The sequence below is a fragment of the Mycobacterium sp. NGS16 genome, assembly GCF_059813225.1.
Genome location: NZ_JCALEE010000004.1, coordinates 96,780 through 123,097 on the forward strand (window position 1 = coordinate 96,780; position 26,318 = coordinate 123,097).

Consider the following 26,318-nt stretch of genomic DNA (forward strand, 5'->3'; position numbering starts at 1 on the left):
CTACCCTTTCAACCATGGCGTCGAGCAACAGGGTTTACGCAGCGCGGCTCGCGCGGATGCTGGTGCTAGGCCCGTTCGGTGAATCCGTTGGGCGGGTCCGCGACGTCGTGCTCAGTCTCAGCATCGTGCGCCAGCAGCCGCGTGTCCTGGGGCTGGTCGTCGAATTACCCACGCGCAGAAGAATTTTCGTGCCGATTCTGCGGGTTGCGGCGATCGAGCCCAACGGGGTCACCCTCAACACCGGAACAGTGTCGCTGCGCAAGTTCAACCAGCGGCCCGGTGAGGTGCTGGCACTGGGGCAGGTTCTCGACACCAAGGTCCGGGTCACCGATCCCGAGCTGCCGGAGCTGGCCGGCGTCGACGTGACCATCACCGATCTGGCCATCGAGCAGAGCCGCACCCGTGACTGGCTGGTGACCCGCATCGCGGTGCGGCACTCGCGGCGGCTGGGCCGGCGCGCTGCCGTGCACATCGTGGACTGGCACAACGTACAAGGCCTGACCCCGTCCGCGTTGGCCATGCCCGGCCAGGACGTGGCCCAATTGCTGCAGCAGTTCGAGGGCTGGCGTCCGATCGAGGTCGCCGACGCCATCCGCGAGCTGCCGCCCAAGCGCCGCTACGAGGTGATCAACGCGCTGGACAACGCGCGGCTGGCCGACATCCTGCAGGAGCTGCCGGAGGAGCGCCAGGCCGCCGTGCTGGGTCAGCTGGGCACCGAACGCGCCGCCGACGTGCTGGAGGAGATGGATCCCGACGACGCCGCGGACCTGCTGGGTGCGATGAACCCCACCGAGGCCGAGGCGCTGTTGGCGCGGATGGACCCCGACGACTCCGACCCGGTCCGCCGCCTGCTGGAGCACTCCCCCGATACCGCGGGCGGGTTGATGACCTCCAACCCGGTGGTGCTGACCGCCGACACCTCGGTCGCTGAGGCACTGGCCCGGGTGCGCGACCCGGACCTCACCCCGGCGCTGTCGTCGCTGGTGTTCGTGACCCGAGCCCCCACCGCCACCCCGACCGGCCACTACCTGGGCTGCGTTCCACTGCAGCGGCTGCTGCGGGTGCCCCCGGCCGAACTCATCGGCGGGTTCGTCGATTCGGACCTGCCGGCGCTGAACCCGGAGGTGTCGTTGGCCGAGCTGACCCGCTACTTCGCCGCCTACAATCTGGTCTGCGGGCCGGTGCTCGACGAACAGAATCACCTGCTGGGCGCGGTGACGGTCGACGACGTGCTGGATCACCTGCTGCCGCGCGATTGGCGTGAAACCCCCGAGCCGAACCTGGGGCCGAAACTCGCCGGGAGGCCGTCGTGACCGACCGCTCGTCATCGCAGCGGCTCTCCACGCCGCGAACGTCGCGGCTGCCCAGCCTGCGGCTGGATCCCGACGCGCTGGGCCGGTTCACCGAGTCGGTGGCGCGGTTCTTCGGCACCGGCCGCTACTTGGCCATCCAGACCGTGCTGGTGGTGGGATGGATTCTGCTGAACGTCTACGCGGTCAGCTTCCGCTGGGACCCGTACCCGTTCATCCTGCTCAACCTGGCGTTTTCCACCCAGGCCGCCTACGCCGCCCCGCTGATCCTGCTGGCCCAGAACCGGCAGGAGAACCGCGACCGGGTCAGCCTGGACGAAGACCGCCGCCGGGCCGCGCAGACCAAGGCCGACACCGAGTACCTGGCCCGGGAACTGGCGTCGTTGCGGTTGGCGGTCGGTGAGGTCGCCACCCGCGATTACCTGCACCATGAGCTCGAGCGGGTCCGGGAACTGCTCGAGGAGATGCGACCCCAGCCTGACCGCGCCACTTCCGAGTCCGCACCCGGCCGGCCGGCTTTACCCCGTGACGGACGGGCATAACCGGCACCAGCGAGACCAGTGTTGGGTATGGTGACCTAGTTCACGAAGCCGACGCGGCTTCACCGAGGCTTTAGCCACTGCTTTAGCGAGACGGACAAGGGACGGTCGAGTGCCTTCAGGGGGCGGCGCAGCCGAGCACCGGTCCCGCGCGGCCAGATGCCGGCGGGCGGTCCGCGCTGCGCTGCGCCCCGCGTTCGGCCTGACGTTCATCACCCCGCTCGTGTTCGCCGGCGCCGTGGGCGCCACACCGCGCTCCCCGTCCACCTCGCTCCCCCTGCGCAACGCCGCGGTGACCCCGCTGGCGGCCGCCGTGAACACCGGCCCCTCCGGCCATTCCTCGGGCCCGGCCGTCGTCGCGGTGCAGCGTCCCCAGCCGAACCTGCGGGTGGCGGCGGGCGCCCCGTCGGCGCCACCGGCGGCCGTGGTCTACGCGCCGGGCACGCTGGGCATCCCCAAGACCGCGCTGGCGGCCTACCGCAATGCCGAACACCAGATGGCCGTCGCCGCCCCCGACTGCGGCATCAGCTGGAATCTGCTGGCCGGCATCGGGCGCATCGAGTCGGGGCACGCCAACGGCGGCGCCACCGACGCCCGCGGCACCGTGCTGCAGCCGATCTACGGGCCGACGCTGGACGGTTCGCTGCCGGGAAACGAAGTCGTCGTGGCCAGTAGTGCCCCCGGGCGGGTCGTCTACGCCCGCGCCATGGGGCCGATGCAGTTCCTGCCCGGAACCTGGTCGCGCTACGCCGCCGACGGTGACGGCGACGGCAAGGCGGACCCGCAGAACGTCTTCGACGCAACGCTGGCAGCAGCGCGCTATCTGTGCAGCGGCGGCCTCAACCTGCGGGAGCAGTCGCAGGTCTTGACCGCGATCCTGCGCTACAACAACTCGATGGCCTATGCGGAGAACGTGATGGGCTGGGCTGCGGCCTACGCCACCGGGGTGGCTCCGGTGGATCTGCCTCCGATCGTCGGTCCGGCACCGCCGATCGCGGACCTGCACCTCGAACACCTGGAGCACCCCGAGGGCCTCGGGCCGGAGTCGATCAGTTTGCACGGCTTGTCTCCGGTCCATGAGACCGCGGGATCCGCCCTGATCGACCTGGGCCAGTCGAGCATGGACACCCAGCTGGCCAACCTGCCCTGGCTCCCGCCGTGGATGAGCTCCAACGAGCCGCAGCTGCCGCGTCCCTCGGCCGCCTGCCGGATGATCTGCCTCGAGCCGCAGGCCGGGACGACCCCGGCGGCACCGCCCGGCGCCGTCCCACCGGCCCCGTACGCGCAGGCCCCGATCGCTCCGCCGGAGGCGCCGCCGGCGCCGATGCCGCCGTACGCCGTCGCGCCCGCGCCGCCAGCACCCGCGGACGCGTCACCGGAGCTGCCGCCTGCGGCCCCAGCAGCCGCGCCGCCGGAGGCGCCGCAAGCAGGCCCGCCGGCCTGACCGAGATCGCAGGCGGGGGCTGGCGCCCACTAGACTCGTCTTCGATGTCCAAGACACAAGACGACGACACCGCCGCCCTGCACGACGCGATCTACGCCGCGCTGGGCACCGTGTTGGACCCCGACATTCAGCGTCCGATCACCGAGCTGGGCATGGTCAAAAGCATCGAGATCGCTGAGGACCACAGCGTGCACGTCACGATCTACCTGACGATCGCCGGCTGTCCGATGAAGACCGAGATCACCAACATGGTGACCCGCGCGATCAACGACGTGCCCGGCACCGGCCCGGTCAAGGTGAGCCTGGACGTGTTCAGCGACGAGCAGCGCGCCGAGCTGCGCAAACAGCTGCGCGGCGACGCCAAGGAGCCGGTGATCCCGTTCGCGCAGCCGGGTTCACTGACCAAGGTGTACGCGATCGCCTCGGGCAAGGGCGGGGTCGGAAAGTCCAGTGTCACAGTCAATCTGGCTGTCGCGCTGGCCGAGCGCGGCCTGTCGGTCGGGGTGCTCGATGCCGACATCTACGGCCACTCGGTGCCGCGGATGATGGGCGTCACCGCACTGCCGACCCAGGTGGACTCGATGATCATGCCGCCGATCGGATACGGCGTGAAGGTGATCTCGATCGCGATGTTCACCAAGGGCAACACTCCGGTGGTCTGGCGCGGCCCGATGCTGCACCGGGCGTTGCAGCAATTCCTCGCCGATGTCTACTGGGGCGACCTGGATGTGCTGCTGCTCGACCTACCGCCGGGCACCGGGGACATCGCCATCTCGGTGGCCCAGCTGGTTCCCCCGGCCGAGATCCTGGTGGTGACGACCCCGCAGCAGGCCGCCGCGGAGGTGGCCGAGCGGGCCGGGGCGATCGCCCTGCAGACCCGCCAGCAGGTGGTCGGTGTGGTGGAGAACATGGCCGGGCTGGCGATGCCCGACGGGTCCACCATGCACCTGTTCGGCGAGGGCGGTGGCGAGCGGGTCGCCGAGCGGCTGACCCGGGCGATGGGCCGCGACGTGCCGCTGCTGGGTCAGGTGCCGATCGACAGTGAGATGGTGACCGGCGGCGACTCCGGGTCCCCGGTGGTGCTCACCCCGGACTCGGCGGCCGGCAAGGAACTGCGTCGAATCGCCGATCAGCTGGCCACCCGCGGACGGGGGCTGGTCGGGATGTCGCTGGGGCTGAACACCGGCAGCACCCGGCGCTGAACCTCTTGCGCCGCATCGCGGTCTTCGCGAGAGTGAAACCCTGCAGCAAAAGTGCGAGTGCGCACCTGCGTGAGTTCAATCTCGCGGCGTCGCCAGCGGCTCAGGTCGCGTCGGCGTCGAACGGGGCGGGCCCGGCGAGTTTGGGAGCCGCGATCGGCGCCGGTACCGCGGCGCGCGGATCTTCGGCCAAGGAACTGACCGCGGTGAACAGCGAGTCGTCTCCGTCGAGGAGATGCTTGGTCAGCGCCGCCCGCGGAGTCATCCCGCGAAGCTTCTGCAGTTCGCTCAGCGGGACGCGCAGGTCATCGAACTCCGGGCCCATCTCGGCGCGCAGTTGATCGGTGGCGCTGGTGACGTACTCGCGGGCCTGACGCAGCGCGTTGGCGGTCCATCGGATCGCCCCCGGCAGCCGCTCCGGGCCCAGGATCACCAACCCGACCACCACGAGGACCAGCATCTCCCCCCAGCCGACATTGGCGAACATCAGCCGAACATCTAGCCGTCGCCGGTGGGGGTCACGTTCAGCGTGACGTGCCGCCCGTCGCGGACCACCTCGACGGGCGCTTCCTTGCCGATGGTCAATTGGCGCACCGCCACGACGAACTCGTCGGCGTTGGCGACCGTGCGGTCACCGATCTTGACCACCACGTCGTTCTCCAGGATGCCGCCCTTCTCCGCAGAGCTGCCGACCTTGACGTTGGCGATCTGCGCGCCCGAGGCGATGGCGTTGCTGACCGACCGCGCGCTCACCCCCAGCGTGGGGTGCACGATCTTGCCGTCTCTGATCAGCGCTTCGGCCACCGTCTTCATCTCGTTGACCGGGATCGCGAAACCCAGACCACTGGCGCTGTCGGACAACGACTTTCCAGCGGTGTTGATGCCGACGACCTGCGAATCCATGTCGATCAGCGGACCCCCGGAGTTGCCGTGGTTGATCGAAGCGTCGGTCTGCACCGCGTCGATGACGGTGTCGGTGTCGGAGTCCTCGCCGGACAGCGGCACCGGCCGGTGCAGGGCGCTGATGATGCCGTGGGTCACGGTGCTGCGCAGCCCCAGCGGCGCCCCCGCCGCGATCACCTCGTCGCCGACCCGGACCTTGTCCGAGTCACCGAGCCGCGCCACGCTCAGGTTGTCGACGTTGTCGACCTTGAGCACAGCCAAGTCGGTCTTCGGGTCACGCCCCACCAGGTTGGCCAGCACCTCTTTGCCGTCGTTGAACACCACCGTGGTCTTGAACTTGCTGGGATTGTTAGCCGCTTCGGAGATGACGTGGTTGTTGGTGACGATGTAGCCCTTGCCGTCGATGACCACCCCGGAACCCTGCATCCCCTGGTCGTCGCTGACGGACTCGACGGTCACCACCGAATTGGCGACCGCTTCGGCGACCTTGGCGAACCGCCCGGCCGGCTCTTCGGCGTTGCCCTTGGTGGACAGGGTCACCTTCGACGTGGTGAACGCCTCGACGACCTGTGCGGTGGTTCGCCCGACCCAGCCCCCGACCATGCCGATGGCCAGCGCGATCGCCGCCAGCACGCCCAGCGCGCGGTAGGAGACCCGGTCGCCGAACAGCACGTCGCGCACGCCGAGCCGACCGCCCACTTCACCGGGTGCCCGCGGCGGCGCCGGGACGATCGCGGGCGCACCGAGCGCAGCGCCGGCGGCGGGGTCCCGCCACGGGTCGTCGGTCTCGGTGAACTCATCCGGCTTGCCGTTGCGCTCCAATGCGCCGGCATCAGCGGGATGGCGCTGCAAGGAGGAGCCGGCACCGAAGGGACGCCCGAACGCCTCCTTGAGCACCGGGTCCGGCGGTAGGTCGCGGGGGGTGTACTCGCCCTGGTCGCGGTACTTCTTGGGCCGCACCTCGGCCGGGATGAACGATCCGGGCACCCCGTCGGGCCGGCCGAAGGCCTTTTGGGACGCGTTGTCCACGGGGGGCCGGTAGACAGGCCGCGGCGCCAGGCGGTTACCGCCGGCGTTCTCGTTGTTGGAGCTCACCTATTCCTCTTCCGGTCCCGCGTCGGCTTCCAGGCGCCGCAACCGAAGCGCTACTGGCGCGCTGGCGCCGCATCGCATCCACCTTACCGACGTTTGCGGCGATCCTGCGGCTTGCCGTCGGCGAACCGGGCGGGCATCGGCGTCGTGGCCTCATCGGGTGGACAGTCGGCGGGACAGTCGGGGATCTGGGCCAGCAAGCCGAGCAGGGCCGAGGGGATCCGGATCGGATGCGAATCGCGTAGCGCCGAGCGGGCCCGGCTCTGATACTCCACTTCGGCGGCGCAGTCCGGGCACAACGACAGGTGGTGGGCGGCGCGCAGGTGGGCGTTCATCCGCAATTCGCCGTCGACGTAGGCGGCGATCGCTTCGCTGCACAGGTGCTCGGTGGAGCCGAACTGGCGCGGGGCGCCGACCGGCGCGTCGCTCTGCGAGGCGAACTGCGAGGGAAGCCAGGAGAACGCGCGACGGAAGACACCGCCCCGCTCCGTCACCACGGACTCCCTCCGTCGCACGGCCCCATATGCCCGGCGTCTACACCGAAGACAGGCCCCAATAAGAAATGTCCTTATAAGAATGTAGCGCGAGAAGGCGCCCTTATGCGGCAACCCGGTCCCGGGGTGCGGACTCAGCCGGCCGCGACTCCGCCGGCGACGGCACCGTCACGCTGGCCGGGACGGTCGGCGAGGTAGTCGCGCAGCGCCTGCCGACCCCGGTGGATGCGGCTACGCACGGTACCCAGCTTCACCCCGAGGGTGGCCCCGACCTCCTCGTATGAGAGACCCTCGATGTCACACAGCACGACGGCCGCCCGGAACTCCGGCGCCAAGGAATCCAGCGCCGCCTGCAGATCGGGGTCCAGCCGTGCGTCGTGGTAGATCTGCTCGGGATCGGGCTCATCGGCCGGCACCCGGTCGTAATCCTCGGGCAGTGCCTCCATCCGAACCCGGCCCCGCCGGCGCACCATGTCCAGGAACAGGTTGGTGGTGATCCGGTGCAGCCAGCCCTCGAATGTCCCGGGCTGGTAGTTGTGCAGTGAGCGGAACACCCGGATGAAGGTCTCCTGGGTGAGATCCTCGGCGTCCTGCTGGTTGCCGGAGAGGCGGTAGGCCAGCCGGTATACCCGGTCGGCGTGCTGCCGCACCAGCTCGTCCCAGGACGGCATCGCGGCCACATCCCCGGTGGCGTCGAAAACCGCGGTCCCCTGCGGCTCGTCGGAAGGCTCGACCCAGTCGGTGTCGGCGTAGCGGTCCGAGTGGGTGGTCGGATGCGACATGGCGACCGGGGGCAGCAGTGTGGTTATGGCGACGTCCTCCGTATCCGGGCAGCCGTCAGGCGACGACAGCGTGGTATCGCGGTCAACGTGCGACGGGGCCCTCGTATTCCGAGCGTTTCGAGGGTTACTACCTCGTTCCATGCCGCTACGGTTACCCATCGCGGTGTGTCGGCTCTGTGCCGCCCCTGAACGCCGACTGTGAACTTGTGTTCGAATGCGCCGTACGGTGCGCCGATGGCTCTGGATAACGGTTCGGACACGGGCTGCATCTCGGGCGTGTCGCGCGGGCGAGCCTGTACACCCCCGCCGGTGGCCGTGTCCTACGCTGCGCACATGGCCAGCACCGACGACACTTCCGGGCCGCAGCCGCCGCACAGCCGGGCTGACGCCCTCCTGGCACACGCCGAGGGCTCGATGTCTGAAGACGCGGTTCTGGCCGCCGCCCGCGACCGGGCTGGTGAGATCGGCGTCGCCTCGATCAGTGCGGCGGTGGGCGCGTTGTTGAGCCTGTTGACCAAACTCAGCGGCGGCAAGGCAGTGGTCGAGGTGGGCACCGGGGCCGGCGTCAGCGGACTGTGGCTGCTGTCGGGCATGGGCGAAGACGGCGTGTTGACCACCATCGACATCGAGCCCGAACACCAGCGCACCGCCAAGCAGGCCTTCGGCGATGCCGGGATCGGGCCCGGCCGGACCCGGTTCATCAGTGGCCGCGCCCAGGAGGTCCTGACCCGTCTCGCCGACGAGTCCTACGACCTGGTTTTCGTCGACGCCGACCCGATCGACCTGCCGGGATACGTGCTGGAGGCGGTGCGCCTGCTGCGGCCCGGCGGGGTGGTCGTGCTGCACCGGGCGGCCTTGGGCGGTCGCGCCGGAGACCCGGCGGCCAACGACGCCGAGGTGATCGCGGTGCGTGAGGCGGCCCGCTTGATCGCCGAGGACGAGCGGCTGACCCCGGCTCTGATCCCGCTGGGCGACGGGCTGCTGGCCGCCGTCCGCGACTAGACGCCTCAGCTCTCCGCTCGGTCGCACGCGAACGTGCGCAGTCGTACCCGACTCGCCGCGTGGTGACGGGCAAACACGCACCCTCGCGGGATGGGGCAAACTCTTGACGCCCGCCTGAACGCGCGTTTAGTGTATTGAACATGCGTTCAGCGGATCTGACGGCCACCGCCAAAATCCGTGATGCGGCCATCGACCAGTTCGGGCGACACGGGTTCGGCGTGAGCATCCGGGCGATCGCCGAGGCCGCCGGGGTCAGCGCCGCCCTCGTCATCCACCACTTCGGCTCCAAAGACGGGCTGCGCGCTGCCTGCGACGAGTACGTCGCCGAAGAGATCCGCTCGGGAAAATCCGAGGCCCTGCGCTCGGCCGACCCGGCGACCTGGTTCGCCGCGATGGCGGAGATCGAGTCCTATGCGTCGCTGATGGCCTACCTGGTGCGCAGCATGCAGTCCGGCGGCCAGCTGGCAGACACGTTGTGGCGCCGGATGATCGACAACGCCGAGGGCTACCTCGACGAGGGCGTGCGTGCCGGCACCCTCAAGCCCAGCCGCGATCCCAAGGCCAGAGCCCGCTACCTGGCCATCACCAGCGGAGGTGGATTCCTGCTGTATTTGCAGATGCACCAGAACCCGACCGACCTGCGCTCGGTGCTGCGCGACTACGCCGAAGACATGCTCCTGCCCGCGTTGGAGATCTACACCGAGGGCCTGATGACCGACCGCACCATGTACGACGCCTTCCTGGCATCCCAACAAGGAGCAACCGATGCGAGCTGAGCACCCCTGGCCGGCGATCGAAATCCGCGGACTGGAGAAGAATTTCGGTGCAGTCAAGGCGCTCAACGGACTGGATCTCACCGTCTACGCCGGTGAGGTCCACGGTTTCCTCGGCCCGAACGGCGCCGGCAAGTCCACCACCCTGCGGATCCTGCTCGGCCTGGTCAAGGCCGACAGCGGAACAGTGCGGCTGCTCGGCGGCGACCCCTGGACCGACGCGGTCGACTTGCATCGTGAGATCGCTTACGTGCCCGGCGATGTCACATTGTGGCCGTCGCTGACCGGCGGCGAGATCATCGACCTGTTGGCCCGGATGCGCGGCGGCATCGACGAGCGCCGGCGCGACGAGTTGATCGAGCGCTTCGACCTGGACCCGACCAAGAAGGCCCGCACCTACTCGAAGGGCAACCGCCAGAAGGTATCCCTGATCTCGGCGTTCTCCTCACAGGCCCGGCTCCTGCTGCTCGACGAGCCCAGCAGCGGCCTGGACCCGTTGATGGAGAACGTCTTCCAGCAGTGCGTCGCCGAGGCGAGCCAGCGCGGGGCCACCGTCCTGCTGTCCAGCCATATCCTGGCCGAGACCGAAGCACTGTGCCAGCGGGTGACGATCATCCGGGCCGGGCGCGTCATCGAAAGCGGCTCACTGGATTCGCTGCGTCACCTGCACCGCACCTCGATCCAAGCCGACCTGCTCAGTGACCCCGGCGATCTCACCCGTATTCCCGGGGTGGTGGACGTGCGCTACCACGGCACCGTCTTGCACGCGCAGGTCGACGGCGCCAGCCTGGGTGAGCTCATCGCCGTTCTGGGCGCGGCCGGCGTGCGCAGCCTCACCAGCCGGCCGCCGACCCTGGAAGAGCTGTTCTTGCGGCACTACGACACGGTTCGGGCATGAGCACCGCCGTTGTCCCCCAAGCGCACCCGGGATCGCGGCCATCCAGGCGCGGGTCGGAGTTCTCCGGCACCCTAGGCATGCTTCGGCTCTATCTGCGCCGCGACCGCGTCGTGCTGCCGCTGTGGGTGCTGCTGCTGTCGCTGCCGTTGGCCAGCGTTTACCTCGCCAGCATCGAGGCCATCTACCCCACCGCCGCCGACCGGGCCGGACTGGCCGCGACCATCATGGCCAGCCCGGCGCAGCGCGCGATGTACGGCCAGGTCTACAACGACAGTCTCGGCGCGGTGGGCATCTGGAAGGCGGGGATATTTCATCTGCTCATCGCGGTGGCGGTGATCCTGACCGTCATCCGGCACACCCGTGCCGACGAGGAGACCGGCCGCAGCGAGCTGATCGACTCGACCGCGGTGGGCCGCTATGCCGGGTTGACCGGCGCGCTACTGCTGGCGGCGGGCGCGTCGCTGACCACCGGTGTGATCGGTGCGGCAGGCCTGCTGACCACCGATGTTCCGGCGGCCGGGTCGTGGGCGTTCGGGGCCGCACTGGCCTGCTCCGGGCTGGTGTTCACCGCCGTGGCCGCCGTGGCCGCGCAGTTGTCTCCCGGCGCCCGGTTCGCCCGCGGCGCCGCGTTCAGCGTGCTTGCCGCCGCCTTCACGCTGCGAGCGGTCGGCGACGCCGGCTCCGGCGGATTGTCGTGGCTCTCACCGCTCGGCTGGTCGCTGCAGGTCCGGCCCTACGCGGGTGACCGCTGGGGGGTGTTGCTGCTGCACCTGACGGCCACGGCCGCGCTCACCTGGCTGGCCTACCGGCTCGCCGCCCGCCGGGATGTCGGCGCCGGGCTGCTGCCCGACCGTCCGGGGCCGCGCCGGGCGGCGCCGACGCTGGCCGGGGCGTTCGGCCTGGCGTGGCGACTCGATCGCGGTGCGTTGCTGCTGTGGACGACTGCCCTGGTGCTCTACGGGCTGCTGGTCGGCAGCGTGGTGCATGGAATCGCCGACGAGGTCGGCAGCGACAGCGCCCGCGACATCGTCGTCCGGCTGGGCGGGACCGCGGCGCTGGAGCAGGCCTTCGTCGCGGTGGCGTTCACCATGCTGGGCATGGTGGCAGCCGCGTTCGCGGTGTCGCTGGTGCTGCGGCTGCACCAGGAGGAGGCCGCAGCCCGCGCCGAGACGCTGCTCGCCGGGTCCTTAAGTCGAACCCGGTGGCTGGCAAGCCATCTGGTGATCGCGCTGGCCGGATCGGCAACGGCGATCCTGGCCGCCGGCGTGGTGGCCGGGACCGTCTACGGGGTGGCGGCCGGCGATGTCGGCGCACAGTTGGCCACCGTGATCGGCAGCGCCGCCGTGCAGCTGCCGGCGGTCTGGCTGCCCGCCGCCGTTGCGGTGGCACTTTTCGGGTCCATCCCCCGCTTTGCTCCCGCGGCATGGGCGGTGTTGATCGGGTTCGTCGCGCTGTATCTGCTCGGCACGATTTCTGGTCTGCCGCAGTGGGTCCTCGACCTCGAGCCGTTCGCCCATATCCCGCTGGTCGGTGGCGAGAGCTTCAGCATCGTGCCGCTCGCGGTGCTGTTGACTCTCGATGCCGCCCTGATCGCCGCGGGCGCCCGGGCATTCCGCCGCAGGGATCTGCAGATCTGAGGAGGCACAGATGAACGCTGTTGGCAAAGGATTCGTTTCAGCCCTTTTGGGCCTGATCGCATTCGGAGTGCTGCTGTTCGCGCCCGCCGGGACACTGCACTACTGGCAGGCCTGGGTGTTCCTCGCGGTGTTCGCGCTGTCCACCTGGATTCCCAGTGTCTATCTGATGCGCACCAATCCGGCCGCGCTGGATCGGCGGATGCGGGTCGGCCCGCTGGCCGAGACCCGGCCACTGCAGCGGATCGTCATCACCGCCATCTTCATCTGCTTTCCGGCGCTGTTCGTCATCAGCGCGTTAGATCACCGCTTCGGATGGACGACCGTGCCGACGGCGGTGTGCCTGCTCGGCGACGTCCTGGTGGCGGCCGGACTTGTTCTGGCCATGGCCGTTATCGTCCAAAACGGTTATGCGGCAGCCAACGTCACCGTCGAGGCGGGGCAGACGCTGGTCTCCACGGGCCTGTACGGGCTGGTGCGCCACCCGATGTACACCGGCAATGTCCTCCTGATGGCCGGCGTGCCGCTGGCGCTCGGCTCCTATTGGGGCCTGGTTCTGCTGTTGCCGGGTATGGCCCTGCTGATGCTGCGCATCCTCGACGAGGAACAGTTGCTGACCCAAGAGCTCACTGGTTACCGCGAATACACCGAACGCGTCCGCTACCGTCTGCTGCCCTATCTCTGGTAAGCCGGCGGGCTTTAATCGGCCGGACCCGGCGCGCCATTGCCTTATAGTTCCCTGAGCGCTAGCTGTTAGCGCGGCGACTCAGAGAGGTTGGTGGCCATGCGCACACTCGAGCGCGGCGGTGGCTGGACGATCTCGCCGGTCCGGGCAGCCGCTGCCGCCGCGGGCGCCCTGATGGTCGGCGCCGCCCCGCTGCCGGCCGCCGGGCCCGCGCAGGCGGATTGGGATTGGATGTTCGCGGCCGCGGAACCGGTGGCGGTCGCCGGAAGCGCGGCGGGCGGTCTCGACCTGGGCAGTCTGATGGCGCTGGCTCAGTCCTTCACCGATCAACTTCCCCCGTCGACGAACAAGCTGTTCTCCGACGTCATCGACGCAGTGCTGGCCTGGCCGGGACCGGGCCAGTCCCTCGACGCCACCGACTGGGTGAACCAACTCCTCTACACGCCGCTGCACAACGGGCTGAACGAGTGGATTGCCGACCCGTTGGGCGAGCTCAGCATGGGCTTGGTCAACGCACCGTTTGTCGCCCTCTTCGGCCGCGATCTGATCGGCGACGGGATTGACGGCTTCGACGGCGTCAACTCCAGCCTGTTCGGCCAGTGGGGCTGGTTCGGCGACGCCGGTGACGGCGGGTTCCTGTTCGGCAACGGCGGAGCCGGTGCCGACGGTGGTGCCGGCGGCGACGCGGGACTCTTCGGCCACGGCGGGGCCGGCGGTCTCGGTGCTATCGGCGCCGCCGGCGGCGATGGTGGTGCCGGCGGCTGGTTCATGGGCATCGGGGGAACCGGCGGGGCCGGCGGCGTGGGCGGCGCCGGGGGCGACGGCGGTGCGGGCGGGCTGTTGTTCGGCCGTGGCGGCGACGGCGGCGCCGGCGGCGAGGGCGGCGCCGGCGGATTCGGCGGCGCGGGCGGCTGGCTGGGCGCCGCGGGCATCAGCGCAGCGCCCTACGTCGATCACACCCAGTGGGTGACCTACGAAGACGGGACCAGCCTTCGGGTCTACCCGACCGACACCGGCCGAACCGAGGCCGGCGAGCCCGGCACCCTGCGCCAGGGCGAGCACGCCTGGTCGGAGGTGGTGAACCGCCACCCGGACGCCGACACACCCGGCATGCGCGAACAGTTCCTGTGCCACTGGCAGTTTGCCGAATTCATCCAGCCCGGCAAGACCAGTTGGAATCTGGAGCCGTGGCGACCGGTCGTCAGCACCTTGACCCTGTTGGCCAACGGCTGCAATCCCGGCGGCGCCGAAGAACCGTTCTAGACCTGGGGCGGCGACTTGCGGCGCCCGGCGCTAAATCCAGACGCCCTTGCCGACCGCGACCACGCCGCCGGCGCTGATCGAGAACCGCTCGCGGTCCTTCTCCAGGTCGACACCGATCATCTCCCCGGGGCCGACCACCACGTTCTTGTCCAGGATCGCGTGCCGCACCACCGCGCCGCGGCCGACCCGCGTCCCGGGCATGATGACGCTGTCCTCCACGATCGCGCCGTCGTCGATCACGACGTTCGACGACAACACCGAATTGCGTACCGAGCCAGCCGAGATGACACTGCCCGCGCCCACCACCGACTCCTGCGCCGTCCCCCCGTTGACGAACTTCGCCGGCGCCAGGTTCTCCGTCGCGCCGTGGATCGGCCAGCGTTTGTTGTACAGATTGAAGATCGGGTGCGCCGAGACCAGATCCATGTGGGCGTCGTAGAACGCGTCGAGGGTTCCGACGTCGCGCCAGTAGCCCCGGTCGCGCTCGGTGGCGCCGGGCACCTCGTTGTCGGTGAAGTCGTAGACGGCGGCCATCCCGTCGGTGACCAGGCGGGGAATGATGTCGCCGCCCATGTCGTGGTCGGAATGGTCGTCGTCGGCGTCGGCGCGGATCGCGTCGATCAGCACTTTGGTGGTGAAGACGTAGTTGCCCATCGACACATACGCACTGTCGGGATCATCGGGCGTGCCGGGCGGATTCGCCGGCTTCTCCAGGAAGCGGCGGATCCGCCCGGAGTCGTCGGCGTCGATGCAGCCGAACGACGACGCCTCGGCGCGCGGCACCCGAACCCCGGCGACCGTCGCGCCGGCTCCGCTGTCGATATGGAAGCGCACCATCTGTTCGGGGTCCATCCGGTAGACATGGTCCGCCCCGAAAACCACGATGTAGTCCGGGTCTTCGTCGAAGATCAGGTTCAGCGACTGATAGATGGCGTCGGCCGACCCGGTGTACCACCGCGGCCCGAGCCGCTGCTGCGCCGGCACCGGGGTGATGTACTCCTCGGCCAGTCCGCTCAGTCGCCAGTTCTGCGAGATGTGCCGGTCCAGCGAATGCGACTTGTACTGCGTCAGAACACAGATCCGCAGGTAGCGCGCGTTGACCAGATTCGACAACACGAAATCGATCAACCGGTAGGCGCCCCCGAAGGGGACCGCCGGCTTGGCCCGGTCCGCGGTCAGCGGGTGCAGCCGCTTGCCCTCCCCACCGGCCAGCACGATGCCCAGCACGTGCGGCGATTCCCTCATAGCCCCAAACCTATCGGCCGGTTCGGTACCCTGCCAGCCGGACCGCACGATTGGGCGGGTTCTGCGCAGATTGCCGGATCATCGGACACCCGCGGGGCCGTGGTACCGGCCGGGGATAAGCTCCGGAGATCGACGGCGATGCGGGCGTCCCCGTCACGAACCAGGTGGACGCCCAGCGGGATCCAGCACGATCCAGCGGACCCTGCCTGCGCGGCAGGTCCGCGAATTACTCTCGGCAGCAATAGTGTTCGCCCGTCCGTCCGGCTATGCGCCATCGGGCCCGGCGACCCAGGACCGGCGCGACGGAGCGGACCCCGACGATCTATCGACAGCTGCGGCTAGCCAGCCCAACCGGGGTCAGCTGGTGACGGCCTTGAGTTCGTCGCCGAGTGCAGCGGCCTCGTCCGGAGTCAACTCGACGACCAGCCGTCCGCCACCTTCGAGTGGTACCCGCATCACGATGCCGCGCCCCTCTTTGGTCGCTTCCAGTGGACCGTCACCGGTCCGGGGCTTCATCGCCGCCATCGAGTGCTCCCTCCAGGTACCAGCCCATCGGCCGTGCCCTTGATCTGCGCCGGCTGTGCACCGCGGTCGCAGCGTCCGGCATCGAACTGCAAATTCACTCCGCCATTCTCCCCTATCGGGGACGCCGCGTGCACAAGACCCGATTCCGGAGTTGCATTTTAGTGGATCTTTGCGCTTACCGGCGGCACCCAACACGCCTGGAGATGGTCGTCAACCATGCCCGTGGCCTGCATCAACGCGTACGCGGTGGTGGGTCCGACGAATCGGAACCCGCGCCGCTTCAATTCGCGCGCCATCGCCGTCGATTCCGGCGTGACGGCCGGAATTGCCGACAGGTTCACCGGGCGGGGACGCGGCGGCGGCGCGAATGACCACAACAGCTCCGCCAAATCGGTGGCTCCCAAGGCGATGGTTGCCCGGGCGTTGGCGATCGTCGCCTCGATCTTGGCCCGGTTGCGCACGATGCCGGCATCGTCCATCAGCCGTGCCACGTCGGCGTCGGTGAAGCGCGCGACGGTCTCGACGTCGAAATCGGCGAACGCGCGCCGGAAATTCTCCCGTTTCCGCAGAATCACCAGCCACGACAGGCCGCTCTGGAAGGCCTCCAAGCTGATCCGCTCGAACAGGGCGGTCGCGTCACGCACCGGGCGTCCCCACTCCTGGTCGTGGTAGTCGCGGTACAGCGCCGACCCGTCAGACCAGCCACACCGGACCAGGCCGTCCTCGGCCGGGGTGCTCAACTCGGCCCCGAGGAGTTCTCGACGAGGGCCTGTGCCGCGGCAAGCTGCCCGCGCAGTTGGTCGAGCTCTGCGCCGAGCCGCTCCAGCACCCAATCGACCTCGCTGGTGTTGTAACCGCGCAGCACCTGGGAGAACTTGACCGCCTCGACGTCGGCGCCGGTGACCCCGGAGGCCGGCAGCATGGTCGCCGTCGTCGCCCGGGGCAGCGGCGGCAGCTGCTCACCCCGGCCGAACAGCACGCTGGCCACTCCGAACAGCAGCAGCGCGGTCAGGACGAGCACGACGAGATACAGCAACACCAGTGTCACGGCATCGATAGTGCCTCATTCAGTGGCGCAGGGTGTTCATCGGCGGCCGGTCGACCAGCGACAGCGGCGTGGTGCGCGGCAGGTAGTCCAACCCCTCTGGGCCGTCGGCGAAGAACTGGGTGAGCCCGACGCCGGAGTCCGGGACGCCGCACCGCGACAGCAGGGTGGCGACGACCTGCCGGCTCATCACGGCCAACTCCGCCAACGGACGGTTGCGGTGTGCCCGCACCCCCAGATTGACCTGAGCGATCGCCTCCAGCCCCAGCCGGTCGTAGGTGTCGATCAGCAGCCCGATCTCCACGCCGTAGCCGGGCGCGAACGGTACCGACGCCAGCAGCTCGCGGCTGCCCGCATACTCCCCGCCCAGCGGCTGCAGCACCGCGCCCAGGTCGGGTCGCAGCGCGGTCAGCAGCGGCCGGGCGACCAGCTCGGTGACCCGGCCACCGCCGGTGGCGTCCTCGGTGCCGTTGACCTTCAGCGGCCGGCGGTAGAAACCCTTGACCAGGTGGATGCCGTCTCCGGTGAGCAGCGGCCCGAGCAGGTTGGGGACGAACATCGGATCGGGGTCGATGAGGTCGGAATCCACGAACACCACGATGTCGCCGCTGGTGGCGGCCAGCGACCGCCACAGCGCTTCCCCCTTGCCGGGCTGCGGGGGGACTTCGGGGACGGCCTGCTCACGGCTGACGACGCGGGCACCGGCGGCGATGGAGCGGATCTCGGTGTCATCGGTGGAGCCGGAGTCCAGCACGATCAGTTCGTCGACCAGGTTGCCGACCAGCGGGGTGATGCTGTCGATGACCGACTCGATGGTCGCCTGCTCGTTCAACGCCGGCAGCACCACCGAGACGGTGCGGCCGGCCTTGGCGGCGATCAGTTCGGCCACCGTCCAATCCGGACGGCTCCAGGTGCGGGCGGCCAGCCGGGTGCCGCCCAGCAGGGAGTCCAGACCCTGGTCAGCCAGGTCTGTCATGCCAGTCCCCTTACTGTGCGGGTCGGGGCCCGCACGCCCTGGATCGATGCCACCATCTCCAGCACGCGCCGGGTCGGCCCGACCTCGTGTACCCGAAACATCCGGGCTCCGGCGGCCGCCGCTAAGGCGGTGGCCGCCAGCGTTCCCTCCAGTCGTTCGGTCAGACCCACACCGAGAGTCTCCCCGATGAAGTCTTTGTTGGAGAGCGCCATCAGTACCGGCCATCCGGTACCGACCAGCCTCTCCGTGTGTCGCAACAACGCTAGCCCGTGGAAGGTGTTCTTGCCGAAATCATGGGTGGGGTCGATCAGGATCCGGTCACGCGCCACCCCGGCCGCCACCGCCCGCTCGGCGGCCGCGGTGACCTCGCCGATCACCGCGTCCACCACCCCGTCGACGCCTGTGCCGTAGCTCACCCGGAACGGGCGGGTGCGCGGCGCGGCGCCGCCGGTGTGCGAACACACCAGGCCGGTACCGAACTCCGCGGCGATCGCGGGCAGCTCCGGATCCACCCCGCCCCAGGTGTCGTTGATCAGATCTGCGCCGGCAGCACAGGCGCGTTTGGCCACCTCCGAGCGCCAGGTGTCGACGCTGATCAGCTGGTCGGGATAGGCGCTGCGCAGCCACTCGATGAAGGGAACCACCCGGGCGGTCTCGGTGTCGGCGTCGACGGTCTCCCCCGGCCCCGCCTTGACTCCGCCCACGTCGATGACGTCGGCGCCGTCGGCGACCGCGGCGTGCACCGCGGATTTGGCCGCCTCGTCACTGAAGGTGGCACCCGCGTCGTAGAACGAGTCGGGGGTGCGGTTGACGATCGCCATGATCAGCGCGCGATCAGCCGCCACCGGACGACCGCAGAGGGTGGACTGCACTGCTCTATGGTGCCCGGTGACCCCGCGCCCGCCGCGTCAGCCCTGCGGTCGCTTACCGGCGGCCACTTCGCCGGGGTACTCGGCGTAGTAAGGGACGTAGCCCTCGTCGCGGCCGGCCAGCACGTACAGCGGGTCGGCGATGGCGGCCCCGCCGGCACCGTAACCCTGCTCGCGCAGCTCCACCTTGCGGCTTTTGAACGTCGAGGTGTGCTCCATCGACTCCACCAACCGCACGAACAACGGCACCGCGTATGAGGGCAGCCGATCGTAGACCACCGCGGCCAGTCCACGGCCGTCGAACGTCGCCCGGTCGTGCAGTTTGACCGCGGCCATCCCGGCCCGGCCACCGGTGTCGGGAACCTCGACACCGTAGACCGCGCACTCCTCGACCGATTCGTCGGCATCGATCGCGGCCTCGACCTGCGTGGTGGCGACGTTCTCGCCCTTCCAGCGGAAGGTGTCCCCGAGCCGGTCGGCGAACGCGGCGTGCCCCATGCCTTGCGGCCTCATCAGGTCGCCGGTGTTGAACCAGCAGTCGCCGTCCTTGAAGGCGTTGCGCACCAGCTTTTTCTCGGTGGCCTCCGGGTCGGTGTAGCCGTCGAACGGGGAGAACCTGTTGACCGGGCTCAGCAGCAGGCCGGGCTGCCCGGACGGCACCTTGAGCACCCAGCCGTCGTCACCCCGCAACGGTTGTCCGGTGTCGGGGTCGTACTGCACGTAGGCCAGCGGCAGCGGGTAGACGCCGGTGCTGCGCGGCACGTTGAACACGTTGAGGAACGCGGTGTTGCTCTCACTGGCCGCGTAGAACTCGCAGACCCGCTTGATCCCGAACCGGCGGGTGAACTCGTCCCAGATCTCCGGGCGCAGCCCGTTGCCGCAGATCACCCGCACCCGGTGTGTCCGGTCGGTCGGCCTGGGCGGCTGGTTGAGCAGATACCGGCAGACTTCGCCGATGTAGACGAACGCCGTCGCGTCATAGCCGATGACCTCGTCCCAGAACCGCGATGCCGAGAACGAGCGGCCCAGCGCCAGCGTCGCGCCCGCGTTGAGCACCGACGACACCGCGACCGTCAGCGCGTTGTTGTGGTACAGCGGCAGGCAGCAGTACAGCGTGTCGTTGCCGCGCAGCCGAAGCCCGATCCCACCGAAGGTGGCCAGCGCCCGCAGCCAGCGGTAGTGAGTCATCACACTGGCTTTGGGGTAGCCGGTGGTGCCCGAGGTGAAGATGTAGAACGCGGTGTCCTTGGCCAGCACGGCCTCCACCGAGGCCGGATTTCCGTCGGGCGCGGTGGCGGCCAGCCGCTCGAACTCCTCGATGGTCACCGGCTCGATCGGTGCGCCGCACTCGGTGACGGCATCTACCAGATCCGCCTCCGCGACAAGGACTTTGGCGTCGAGCAGACCAAGGCTGTGGGCCAGCACGTCGCCCCGCTGGTGGTAGTTGACCATACCGGCGACGGCGCCGCACTTGGCAACGGCCAGCATCATCAACACCGCGTTGGGTGAGTTGCGCAACATGATCGCCGCCACGTCGCCGTGCCCGATCCCGCGGGCCGCCAGCACCGCGGCGTAGCGGTTCACGGTCGCGTTGGCCTCGCGGTAGGTCAGGTGCTGGTCACCGAACCGGATGAACACCCGGTCCCCGAAACGCGCGGCGCGCTCCTGGAACACCTTGCCGATCGACGCCTTGGAGGTGGGTCGGGCCAGCAGCCCGGTCCGCAACCCGCGCAGGATCGTCGGAGCGTCGGCCGCCAGGCCGGGCAACCGAGTCACGATGTCGGTCAGTCCGACCCGGGTGACGGCTCGGGAGTCGTGGTCGGACACCTTGGTTCCCCTCGATTTTCGCCAGTGCTCACAGATAGCCCAGGCGATCGCGAGCACGGCGGAGCCGGGCGCAGTGGGTCGCCTGCGAAGACACAGCCTAATCGATACCGGCGGTATCGGGTGAGCAGGCGGCCAGCGCCGCCTCCAGCTCGTCGACCACCACCAGCCGATCCATCGCGCGCCGCGACACGAAGCCCGCCTCGGTCAACCCGGACAGCCAGGTCCACAGCCCGTCGTAGTGGCCGTCGGGGTCCAGCAGCACCACCGGTTTGTCGTGCAGGCCCAGATACCCGCCGGTCCAGGTTTCGAACAGTTCCTCCAGCGTGCCGATGCCGCCGGGCAGGGTCAGGAAGGCGTCCGCGCGTTCGTCCATGATCTGCTTGCGCTCCCGCATGGTGTCGGTGACGATCAGCTCGTCGGATTCCACGTCGGCCACCTCGCGGTGCAGCAGGGCCTTGGGGATCACCCCGACGGTGCGGCCGCCGTGCTGGCGGACGGCCACCGCCAGCGCCCCCATCGCCGAGACGTTGCCGCCGCCCCACACCAGCGTCCAGCCCCGCTCGGCAATCGCGGCACCGACCTTGGTGGCCAGCGCCAACAGCGCCGGATCAGTCGGTCCGGACGCGCAGTAGACACACACCGCCCAATCACTGCCCCGCACAGCCGAAAGGCTATCCGGCGGGTGGCTCGGATCCGTAAAATCTCCGCGATGCCGATCCGGTGGAACGTCCCCGAGCACTCGGCCGCCCTGCACCGGCTCACCGAAGCGCTTGACGCAGCGGCGACGCGCGCGGGCGCGGTGGTGCTCGGCCCCGACGGCTGCGGCAAGTCCACCCTGGCCCGGCTGGCCGCCGAAGATCGTGTCCGGCGGCACCCGGCCACACAGGTCCGCTGGGTGATCGGCACCCCGACGGAGCGCACCGTGCCGTTCGGCGCCTTGAGTCACCTGGTCCGGGTCGCTGACATCGGCAGGCCCGCCGCGCTGTTGCGGGCGGCGCGGGAATCACTGGCCCAGGCCGGCCCGGACGGCGGCGAGTTACTGCTGGTGGTCGACGACGCCCACCAGCTCGACATCCTCTCGGCGACGCTGGTCTACCAGCTGGCGCGGACCGGCGCGGCCCGCATGATCATCACCGGGCGCGCCGACGCCGACGCTCCGGCGCCCATCGCGGCGCTATGGGGCGACGACCTGCTGGACCGCATCGACATCGCGGCGCCGAACGAGGCGGCCGGTGCCGCTGATCTCGACGCGTTCCTGGCCGCGTTGCCCGAACCCGCGCGGTCGGCGCTGGACTACCTCGCGGTCCTCGAGCCGCTGGCGCTGGCCGATCTGACTCGGCTCGCCGGTGCCGAGGCGGTCCGCCAAGCCGAGGAACTCGGAGTGCTGGAGACCCGCACCCGCGGCGGTCGCGGACCCGACCCGGTGGTCTACACCGCCCACCCGCTGTTCGCCGGGCGGGCGCGTGAGGCGCTCGACGGGCAAGCCGCCCGCCGGTTGCGCACCGAGGTGGTCGCCGTGCTGGCGGACCGGCCGTGCGAGCACGTCGGTGAGCAGCTGCGGCTGGCGGCACTGGCCGCCGACAGCGACGCACCCGGGCCGGCGGGGGACGTGGTGGACGCGGCGCAGCAGGCGCTGCGGCTGGGGGATCTGGAACTGGGTGAGCGGCTCGCCCGCAGCGCCCTGGACCGCTCCGGCGGCCTGCCGGCCCGGCTGGCGCTGGCGCATGCGCTGGGCTGGCAGGGCCGGGGCCGCGACGCCGACGCTGTGCTGTCGGCGGTCGACCCGGCCGGATTGACCGAAGCGGAGCTGATGGCCTGGGCGCTGCCGCGGGCTGCCAACCAGTTCTTCATGCTGGGCGAACCCGAGCGCGCCACCGCATTCCTGGCCAGCACCCGTGGCCGGGTTACCGGCGCCAGTCCGCGCATCACCCTGGATGCGCTCGGCGCAACCTTTGCGATGAACGCCGGCAATATCGGCCGGGCCGCCGAGGCCGCCGCCGCGGTGCTGGACGATCCGGCCGCCGACGACATGGCGGTGGCCTGGGCCGGCAGCGCCGCCGCCCTGTGTGCGGCGCGAGCCGGACGCTTCGAAGCGGTCGGGCCGCTGGCACGCCGCGCAACCGACGCCGAACACCCCGGGCTGCTTCGGTTCACCATCGGATTGGCCGAGATCACCGTGCTGCTGATGGCGGGCCGGCCCACCCAAGCTCACGAACTTGCCCGCCAATTCACCGATTTCGCCGAGCTGGCCCAGCCGGGTCGCGCCATCGGTGACGTACTGGTGGCCTTGGCACTGATCGCCTCCGGCCAATTCGACGCCGCGACAAAACTATTGACGCCGGCCGCAGCCACCCTGGAGCGCACCGGTTACTCGTGGGGCCCGCTATCACTGACTCTGCTGGCCACTGCGCTGGCCCGCCAGTTCGACATCGCGGGCGCGGCGAAAGCCTTGAGCCGGGCTGAATCCCGGCACGGCACCAAGTCGGCGCTGTTCGCTCCGGAGTTGGGTATGGCGCGCGCCTGGCAGCGGGCCGCCATGCGCGATCAGCACGGCGCGGTCACCGCCGCCCGCGACGCCGCCCGGATGGCCGAACGCAGTGGACAGTCGGCGGTGGCGCTGCAGGCTTGGCACACGGCCGTCCAGCTCGGCGACGCGCGCGCCGCCGATCCCCTGGCTCGCCTGTGCGGCGAGGTCGATTGCGTCCTGGGCCGCGACGCGCTGGCTCAAGCCCGCGCGCTGGCCCATAGCAGATAGATCGCTTCTCACAACGGTTTACGGAGCCCCAGCCGGTCGATCGACCGCCCGACACCCTCCGCTTGAATACCGTACCCCGCATGGGTATCGTTACGGTCGTGTCGGAGTGGCGGCCCAGCTGTTGGAAGCGACCGCTGTTGAGATGGTGTCGCCGGCTTCGGCCATGCGGTGCCCGGCCGTCCCGTGGCGGAACGAACACAAGTGGCGGGCGCACCCGCGAACCCGGCCTGAGAGGAGAAGACCAGCGTGAATACCGAACATCGTCCTTCGGACAGCACCGACAAGCTACCGCCCGAGGTTGCCGAAGCCTTCGCAAGCGTCATCCGGTTTCGGGATATTCGCCCGGCCTGGCAGCAGGGCGGAGGCGGGGACAACGCCCGTCACATCCCGCTGTACAAGTACACCGACAAAGCCGATTCCGACTTCGCCGGCGGCACGCCGGCGAGGCTTGAAAGCAAGGAGATCCGGTTGACCACGGGGGTGCTCGCCCCCGGCGAAGGTGCGCGCTTCCATAGCCACACCACCGAAGAGCTGATGTTCGTCGCCAGCGGCTCCTGGATCGTCTTCTTCGACGAGGAGGAGAAATACAAGGTTCACCTGGAGCCGATGGATGCCATCCTGGTCCCGGCCAATCTCAAGCGCGGGTGGCGCAACGTCGGTCAGACGATCGGATGCTTCCTCAACATCTCCAGCGTGCACGATGAGATGGCGGTCGCCTCGTGTGCGGTCGGCGCTGAGGACTCCTGACGCTAGCCAGAGAGGAAGCCGCGCAACAGCTCCGCGACGGCGCTGATCTGCGCGGTCGGCACCCGTTCGTCGACGCAGTGCGCCAGATTGGGATCACCGGGGCCGTAATTGACGGCGGGGATACCCCGGGCTGCGAAGCGGGAGACGTCGGTCCAGCCGTACTTGGCCCGCACCTGCCCGCCGGCGGCCGCCACCAGCGCGGCCGCCGCGGGTGCGGTGAGTCCCGGCAGGGCGCCGGCGGCGCCGTCGGTCTGCTCGATCGTCACGTGCAGGCCGTCGAACACCTCCCGCACGTGGGTCAGCGCCTCCTCAGGCGTGCGGTCGGGCGCGAAGCGGAAATTCACCGTGACACTGGCGGCGTCGGGAATCACGTTGCCGGCCACCCCGCCGTCGATGCGCACCGCGGAGAGCCCTTCGCGGTATACACAACCGTCGATGTCGATATTGCGCGGCTGGTACGCGGCGAGCCGGTCGAGCACCGCGCCCAGTTTGTGGATGGCGTTGTCGCCCAGCCAGGACCGCGCCGAATGTGCCCGGGTACCGGCGGCGGTGACGACGACCCGCAGCGTGCCCTGACAGCCCGCCTCGATGTAGCCGGCGGTGGGTTCACCGAGGATGGCAAGGTCAGCGGCGAGCCAGTCCGGCAGGTTGCGTTCCATGCGGCCCAGCCCGTTGGCGGCCGCGTCGATCTCCTCGCAGTCGTAAAAGACGCAGGTCAGGTCATGAGTGAGTTCGGTGACGGTGGCGGCCAAGTGCAGAAAGACGGCGACGCCGGATTTCATGTCGACAGTGCCGCAGCCGTGCAACACTGCGCCTTCCTCGCCGGTCGAGCTCCAACTCGGCAGGTTGCCGGCCGGCGGGACAGTGTCCAGATGTCCGGCCAGCAGCACCCGGGTCGGGCGCCCCAGCTGGGTGCGGGCCAGCACCGCGTCCCCGTCGCGGATGATCTCGAACCCGGAAGTCTGGGCCCGCAGCGCGGCTTCCACCTCGTCGGCGATCCGGGCTTCGTGCCGCGATTCGCTGGGAATGTCCACCAGCGCCGCGGTCAGGGCAATCGGGTCGGAGCGCAGGTCCAGCACAGATCCAGCCTAATGGGTCACCGTTCCCCGCGAGCAGACGTGAAACCGCCCAGATTTCGGGCGCGCAGGGGGCCTTTGCGTCTTTTCGCCGGAAGAAAGTAGCCTGACCGGCGTGACTGGAGCTTCAGGCGTCGGGGTAGCGACGCTGGCCGCAGACGGATCGGTACTCGACACCTGGTTTCCCGCACCGGAGTTGGGTGGCTCGGGCGAGCCCGGCACCGTCCGCCTCAGCGCGGACGACGTGCCCGCCGACCTGGCCGGGCTGCTCGGGCGTGACGAGGACCGCGGCACCGAGGTTGTGGCGGTGCGCACGGTGATCGGATCGCTGGACGACACCGCCGTCGACGCCTACGACGCCTATCTACGGCTGCACCTGCTGTCGCATCGGCTGGTGGTGCCGCACGGGCTCAACGCCGGCGGGCTGTTCGGGGTGCTGACCAACGTGGTGTGGACCAACTACGGGCCGTGCGCCGTCGAAGGCTTCGAGTCGGTGCGGGCCCGGCTGCGCCGGCGCGGCCCGGTGACCGTCTACGGGGTGGACAAGTTCCCGCGCATGGTCGACTACGTGCTGCCCTCGGGCGTGCGCATCGCCGACGCGGACCGGGTGCGCCTCGGTGCGCACCTGGCGTCTGGGACCACGGTGATGCACGAAGGATTCGTCAACTTCAACGCGGGCACGCTGGGCGCCTCGATGGTCGAGGGCCGCATCTCCGCCGGCGTGGTGGTCGGCGACGGCTCCGATGTCGGCGGCGGCGCGTCCATCATGGGAACGCTGTCTGGCGGTGGAACACAGGTGATTTCGATCGGCAAACGCTGCCTGCTGGGCGCCAATGCCGGGCTGGGCATTCCGCTGGGCGACGACTGCGTGATCGAGGCCGGACTCTATGTCACCGCGGGCACCAAGGTCAGTCTGCCCGACGGCAGCACGACCAAGGCCCGCGACCTGGCCGGCGGAAACAACCTGCTGTTCCGCCGTAACTCTCAGACCGGCGCGGTCGAGGTGGTTGCCCGTGACGGTCAGGGCATCGCGCTCAACGAGGACCTGCACGCCAACTGACGAGCGGGTCCATGCGGCGGTCCCAGCTTCGCCTCTCCTCCGTCGAGCCTCGCTGAACCGCTCGATTGATGCGGCGGTCCCAGCTTCGCCTCTCCTCCGTCGAGCCTCGCTGAACCGCTCGATTGATGCGGCGGTCCCAGCTTCGCCTCTCCTCCGTCGAGCCTCGCTGAACCGC

26 protein-coding genes are annotated in these 26,318 nt (G+C 69.7%); 13 read left to right on the top strand and 13 right to left on the bottom strand.

From position 1 onward, the window contains the following. Positions 1 to 14: 14 nt before the first annotated feature. The 4 genes from AC5Y4Q_RS12130 to AC5Y4Q_RS12145 all read left to right on the top strand — a co-directional run bounded on the left by AC5Y4Q_RS12130 (position 15) and on the right by AC5Y4Q_RS12145 (position 4,495). Positions 15 to 1,313, top strand: a complete 1,299-nt coding sequence (locus tag AC5Y4Q_RS12130; protein WP_064923175.1) for a magnesium transporter MgtE N-terminal domain-containing protein — start codon at positions 15 to 17, stop codon at positions 1,311 to 1,313. Beyond that, positions 1,310 to 1,852, top strand: coding sequence for a DUF1003 domain-containing protein (locus AC5Y4Q_RS12135; RefSeq protein ID WP_064923176.1), 543 nt, complete (start codon positions 1,310 to 1,312; stop codon positions 1,850 to 1,852). The genes AC5Y4Q_RS12130 and AC5Y4Q_RS12135 overlap by 4 nt, the downstream gene beginning before the upstream one ends. Before the next feature lie 109 nt (positions 1,853 to 1,961). Beyond that, positions 1,962 to 3,293, top strand: a complete 1,332-nt coding sequence (locus tag AC5Y4Q_RS12140) for a lytic transglycosylase domain-containing protein (protein WP_125224758.1) — start codon at positions 1,962 to 1,964, stop codon at positions 3,291 to 3,293. A gap of 44 nt (positions 3,294 to 3,337) precedes the next feature. Continuing rightward, positions 3,338 to 4,495, top strand: coding sequence for an Mrp/NBP35 family ATP-binding protein (locus tag AC5Y4Q_RS12145; RefSeq protein WP_064923178.1), 1,158 nt, complete (start codon positions 3,338 to 3,340; stop codon positions 4,493 to 4,495). A 100-nt stretch (positions 4,496 to 4,595) separates the two neighbouring features. Here the strand turns inward: AC5Y4Q_RS12145 and tatB are convergent, their stop codons facing one another. The 4 genes from tatB to sigE form a co-directional block, all read right to left on the bottom strand. Beyond that, positions 4,596 to 4,979 carry a Sec-independent protein translocase protein TatB gene (gene tatB / locus AC5Y4Q_RS12150; protein ID WP_125224757.1) on the bottom strand — a complete coding sequence of 128 codons (384 nt, stop codon included), beginning with the start codon at positions 4,977 to 4,979 and terminating at the stop codon, positions 4,596 to 4,598. Positions 4,980 to 4,990: 11 nt separating this feature from the next. Continuing rightward, complete coding sequence (gene htrA / locus AC5Y4Q_RS12155; protein WP_499959125.1) at positions 4,991 to 6,490, bottom strand: serine protease HtrA; 1,500 nt, start codon at positions 6,488 to 6,490, stop codon at positions 4,991 to 4,993. 83 nt (positions 6,491 to 6,573) lie between these two features. Beyond that, positions 6,574 to 6,981 (bottom strand): anti-sigma E factor RseA, encoded by a 408-nt coding sequence (gene rseA, locus AC5Y4Q_RS12160; protein WP_064923200.1) that lies wholly within the window; start codon positions 6,979 to 6,981, stop codon positions 6,574 to 6,576. Positions 6,982 to 7,115: 134 nt separating this feature from the next. Continuing rightward, a complete protein-coding gene (sigE, locus tag AC5Y4Q_RS12165) occupies positions 7,116 to 7,904 on the bottom strand; it encodes an RNA polymerase sigma factor SigE (protein WP_419179712.1) in 789 nt (262 codons plus the stop codon). Between the two features lie 192 nt (positions 7,905 to 8,096). Here sigE and AC5Y4Q_RS12170 point away from each other — a divergent pair, with 192 nt between their 5' ends. The 6 genes from AC5Y4Q_RS12170 (at position 8,097) to AC5Y4Q_RS12195 (ending at position 14,018) form a co-directional block, all read left to right on the top strand. Next, positions 8,097 to 8,765 (top strand): O-methyltransferase, encoded by a 669-nt coding sequence (locus tag AC5Y4Q_RS12170; protein WP_064923184.1) that lies wholly within the window; start codon positions 8,097 to 8,099, stop codon positions 8,763 to 8,765. Positions 8,766 to 8,905: 140 nt separating this feature from the next. Then, on the top strand, positions 8,906 to 9,541 hold the full coding sequence (locus tag AC5Y4Q_RS12175; protein ID WP_064923186.1) for a TetR/AcrR family transcriptional regulator: 636 nt from the start codon (positions 8,906 to 8,908) through the stop codon (positions 9,539 to 9,541). After that, positions 9,531 to 10,436, top strand: a complete 906-nt coding sequence (locus AC5Y4Q_RS12180) for an ABC transporter ATP-binding protein (RefSeq protein WP_064923188.1) — start codon at positions 9,531 to 9,533, stop codon at positions 10,434 to 10,436. The genes AC5Y4Q_RS12175 and AC5Y4Q_RS12180 overlap by 11 nt, the downstream gene beginning before the upstream one ends. Next, complete coding sequence (locus AC5Y4Q_RS12185; RefSeq protein WP_185746588.1) at positions 10,433 to 12,073, top strand: ABC transporter permease; 1,641 nt, start codon at positions 10,433 to 10,435, stop codon at positions 12,071 to 12,073. The genes AC5Y4Q_RS12180 and AC5Y4Q_RS12185 overlap by 4 nt, the downstream gene beginning before the upstream one ends. Positions 12,074 to 12,083: 10 nt before the next feature. Continuing rightward, positions 12,084 to 12,758 carry a methyltransferase family protein gene (locus AC5Y4Q_RS12190; RefSeq protein WP_125224755.1) on the top strand — a complete coding sequence of 225 codons (675 nt, stop codon included), beginning with the start codon at positions 12,084 to 12,086 and terminating at the stop codon, positions 12,756 to 12,758. 96 nt (positions 12,759 to 12,854) lie between these two features. Continuing rightward, on the top strand, positions 12,855 to 14,018 hold the full coding sequence (locus AC5Y4Q_RS12195; protein ID WP_328589398.1) for a DUF2599 domain-containing protein: 1,164 nt from the start codon (positions 12,855 to 12,857) through the stop codon (positions 14,016 to 14,018). Positions 14,019 to 14,048: 30 nt separating this feature from the next. Here AC5Y4Q_RS12195 and glgC read toward each other — a convergent pair whose 3' ends face one another. The 8 genes from glgC to log all read right to left on the bottom strand — a co-directional run bounded on the left by glgC (position 14,049) and on the right by log (position 21,166). Next, the gene (glgC, locus tag AC5Y4Q_RS12200) at positions 14,049 to 15,263 is read right to left on the bottom strand and encodes a glucose-1-phosphate adenylyltransferase (protein WP_065019283.1); all 1,215 of its coding nucleotides are present in this window, start codon (positions 15,261 to 15,263) and stop codon (positions 14,049 to 14,051) included. A gap of 357 nt (positions 15,264 to 15,620) precedes the next feature. Then, positions 15,621 to 15,788, bottom strand: coding sequence for a DUF3117 domain-containing protein (locus AC5Y4Q_RS12205; protein WP_003885506.1), 168 nt, complete (start codon positions 15,786 to 15,788; stop codon positions 15,621 to 15,623). A gap of 158 nt (positions 15,789 to 15,946) precedes the next feature. Continuing rightward, on the bottom strand, positions 15,947 to 16,528 hold the full coding sequence (locus AC5Y4Q_RS12210) for a DNA-3-methyladenine glycosylase I (RefSeq protein ID WP_064920036.1): 582 nt from the start codon (positions 16,526 to 16,528) through the stop codon (positions 15,947 to 15,949). Next, complete coding sequence (locus tag AC5Y4Q_RS12215; protein WP_064920037.1) at positions 16,525 to 16,836, bottom strand: DivIVA domain-containing protein; 312 nt, start codon at positions 16,834 to 16,836, stop codon at positions 16,525 to 16,527. Before AC5Y4Q_RS12215 ends, AC5Y4Q_RS12210 begins: the two co-directional genes overlap by 4 nt. Before the next feature lie 19 nt (positions 16,837 to 16,855). Continuing rightward, positions 16,856 to 17,809, bottom strand: coding sequence for a glucosyl-3-phosphoglycerate synthase (locus AC5Y4Q_RS12220; RefSeq protein ID WP_064920038.1), 954 nt, complete (start codon positions 17,807 to 17,809; stop codon positions 16,856 to 16,858). Beyond that, the gene (gene folP / locus AC5Y4Q_RS12225; RefSeq protein ID WP_234786481.1) at positions 17,806 to 18,630 is read right to left on the bottom strand and encodes a dihydropteroate synthase; all 825 of its coding nucleotides are present in this window, start codon (positions 18,628 to 18,630) and stop codon (positions 17,806 to 17,808) included. The genes AC5Y4Q_RS12220 and folP overlap by 4 nt, the downstream gene beginning before the upstream one ends. Before the next feature lie 87 nt (positions 18,631 to 18,717). Next, entirely contained in the window at positions 18,718 to 20,505 is a 1,788-nt protein-coding gene (gene fadD6, locus AC5Y4Q_RS12230) for a long-chain-acyl-CoA synthetase FadD6 (protein ID WP_125224754.1), read from the bottom strand. 97 nt (positions 20,506 to 20,602) lie between these two features. Then, positions 20,603 to 21,166 carry a cytokinin riboside 5'-monophosphate phosphoribohydrolase gene (log, locus tag AC5Y4Q_RS12235; RefSeq protein WP_064920041.1) on the bottom strand — a complete coding sequence of 188 codons (564 nt, stop codon included), beginning with the start codon at positions 21,164 to 21,166 and terminating at the stop codon, positions 20,603 to 20,605. 48 nt (positions 21,167 to 21,214) lie between these two features. On the opposite strand from log, the gene AC5Y4Q_RS12240 reads away from it, so the two are divergent. Beyond that, positions 21,215 to 23,260, top strand: a complete 2,046-nt coding sequence (locus tag AC5Y4Q_RS12240) for an AAA family ATPase (protein ID WP_125224753.1) — start codon at positions 21,215 to 21,217, stop codon at positions 23,258 to 23,260. A 246-nt stretch (positions 23,261 to 23,506) separates the two neighbouring features. Continuing rightward, positions 23,507 to 24,007 carry a cupin domain-containing protein gene (locus AC5Y4Q_RS12245; protein WP_064920043.1) on the top strand — a complete coding sequence of 167 codons (501 nt, stop codon included), beginning with the start codon at positions 23,507 to 23,509 and terminating at the stop codon, positions 24,005 to 24,007. A 2-nt stretch (positions 24,008 to 24,009) separates the two neighbouring features. On the opposite strand, the gene dapE is transcribed toward AC5Y4Q_RS12245, so the two are convergent. Next, positions 24,010 to 25,086 (bottom strand): succinyl-diaminopimelate desuccinylase, encoded by a 1,077-nt coding sequence (gene dapE, locus AC5Y4Q_RS12250; RefSeq protein ID WP_064920044.1) that lies wholly within the window; start codon positions 25,084 to 25,086, stop codon positions 24,010 to 24,012. Positions 25,087 to 25,189: 103 nt separating this feature from the next. On the opposite strand from dapE, the gene dapD reads away from it, so the two are divergent. After that, a complete protein-coding gene (gene dapD, locus AC5Y4Q_RS12255) occupies positions 25,190 to 26,143 on the top strand; it encodes a 2,3,4,5-tetrahydropyridine-2,6-dicarboxylate N-succinyltransferase (RefSeq protein WP_109535555.1) in 954 nt (317 codons plus the stop codon). The last annotated feature ends 175 nt before the right edge of the window (positions 26,144 to 26,318 follow it).

Coding starts and splice junctions, on each gene's coding strand:
- AC5Y4Q_RS12130 (WP_064923175.1), top strand. CDS start 15: ATGGCGTCGAGCAACAGGGTTTACGCAGCGCGGCTCGCGCGGATGCTG.
- AC5Y4Q_RS12145 (WP_064923178.1), top strand. CDS start 3,338: ATGTCCAAGACACAAGACGACGACACCGCCGCCCTGCACGACGCGATC.
- tatB (WP_125224757.1), bottom strand. CDS start 4,979: ATGTTCGCCAATGTCGGCTGGGGGGAGATGCTGGTCCTCGTGGTGGTC.
- sigE (WP_419179712.1), bottom strand. CDS start 7,904: ATGGAACGAGGTAGTAACCCTCGAAACGCTCGGAATACGAGGGCCCCG.
- AC5Y4Q_RS12170 (WP_064923184.1), top strand. CDS start 8,097: ATGGCCAGCACCGACGACACTTCCGGGCCGCAGCCGCCGCACAGCCGG.
- AC5Y4Q_RS12175 (WP_064923186.1), top strand. CDS start 8,906: ATGCGTTCAGCGGATCTGACGGCCACCGCCAAAATCCGTGATGCGGCC.
- AC5Y4Q_RS12180 (WP_064923188.1), top strand. CDS start 9,531: ATGCGAGCTGAGCACCCCTGGCCGGCGATCGAAATCCGCGGACTGGAG.
- AC5Y4Q_RS12185 (WP_185746588.1), top strand. CDS start 10,433: ATGAGCACCGCCGTTGTCCCCCAAGCGCACCCGGGATCGCGGCCATCC.
- AC5Y4Q_RS12190 (WP_125224755.1), top strand. CDS start 12,084: ATGAACGCTGTTGGCAAAGGATTCGTTTCAGCCCTTTTGGGCCTGATC.
- AC5Y4Q_RS12195 (WP_328589398.1), top strand. CDS start 12,855: ATGCGCACACTCGAGCGCGGCGGTGGCTGGACGATCTCGCCGGTCCGG.
- glgC (WP_065019283.1), bottom strand. CDS start 15,263: ATGAGGGAATCGCCGCACGTGCTGGGCATCGTGCTGGCCGGTGGGGAG.
- AC5Y4Q_RS12205 (WP_003885506.1), bottom strand. CDS start 15,788: ATGGCGGCGATGAAGCCCCGGACCGGTGACGGTCCACTGGAAGCGACC.
- AC5Y4Q_RS12220 (WP_064920038.1), bottom strand. CDS start 17,809: ATGACAGACCTGGCTGACCAGGGTCTGGACTCCCTGCTGGGCGGCACC.
- folP (WP_234786481.1), bottom strand. CDS start 18,630: ATGGCGATCGTCAACCGCACCCCCGACTCGTTCTACGACGCGGGTGCC.
- AC5Y4Q_RS12240 (WP_125224753.1), top strand. CDS start 21,215: ATGCCGATCCGGTGGAACGTCCCCGAGCACTCGGCCGCCCTGCACCGG.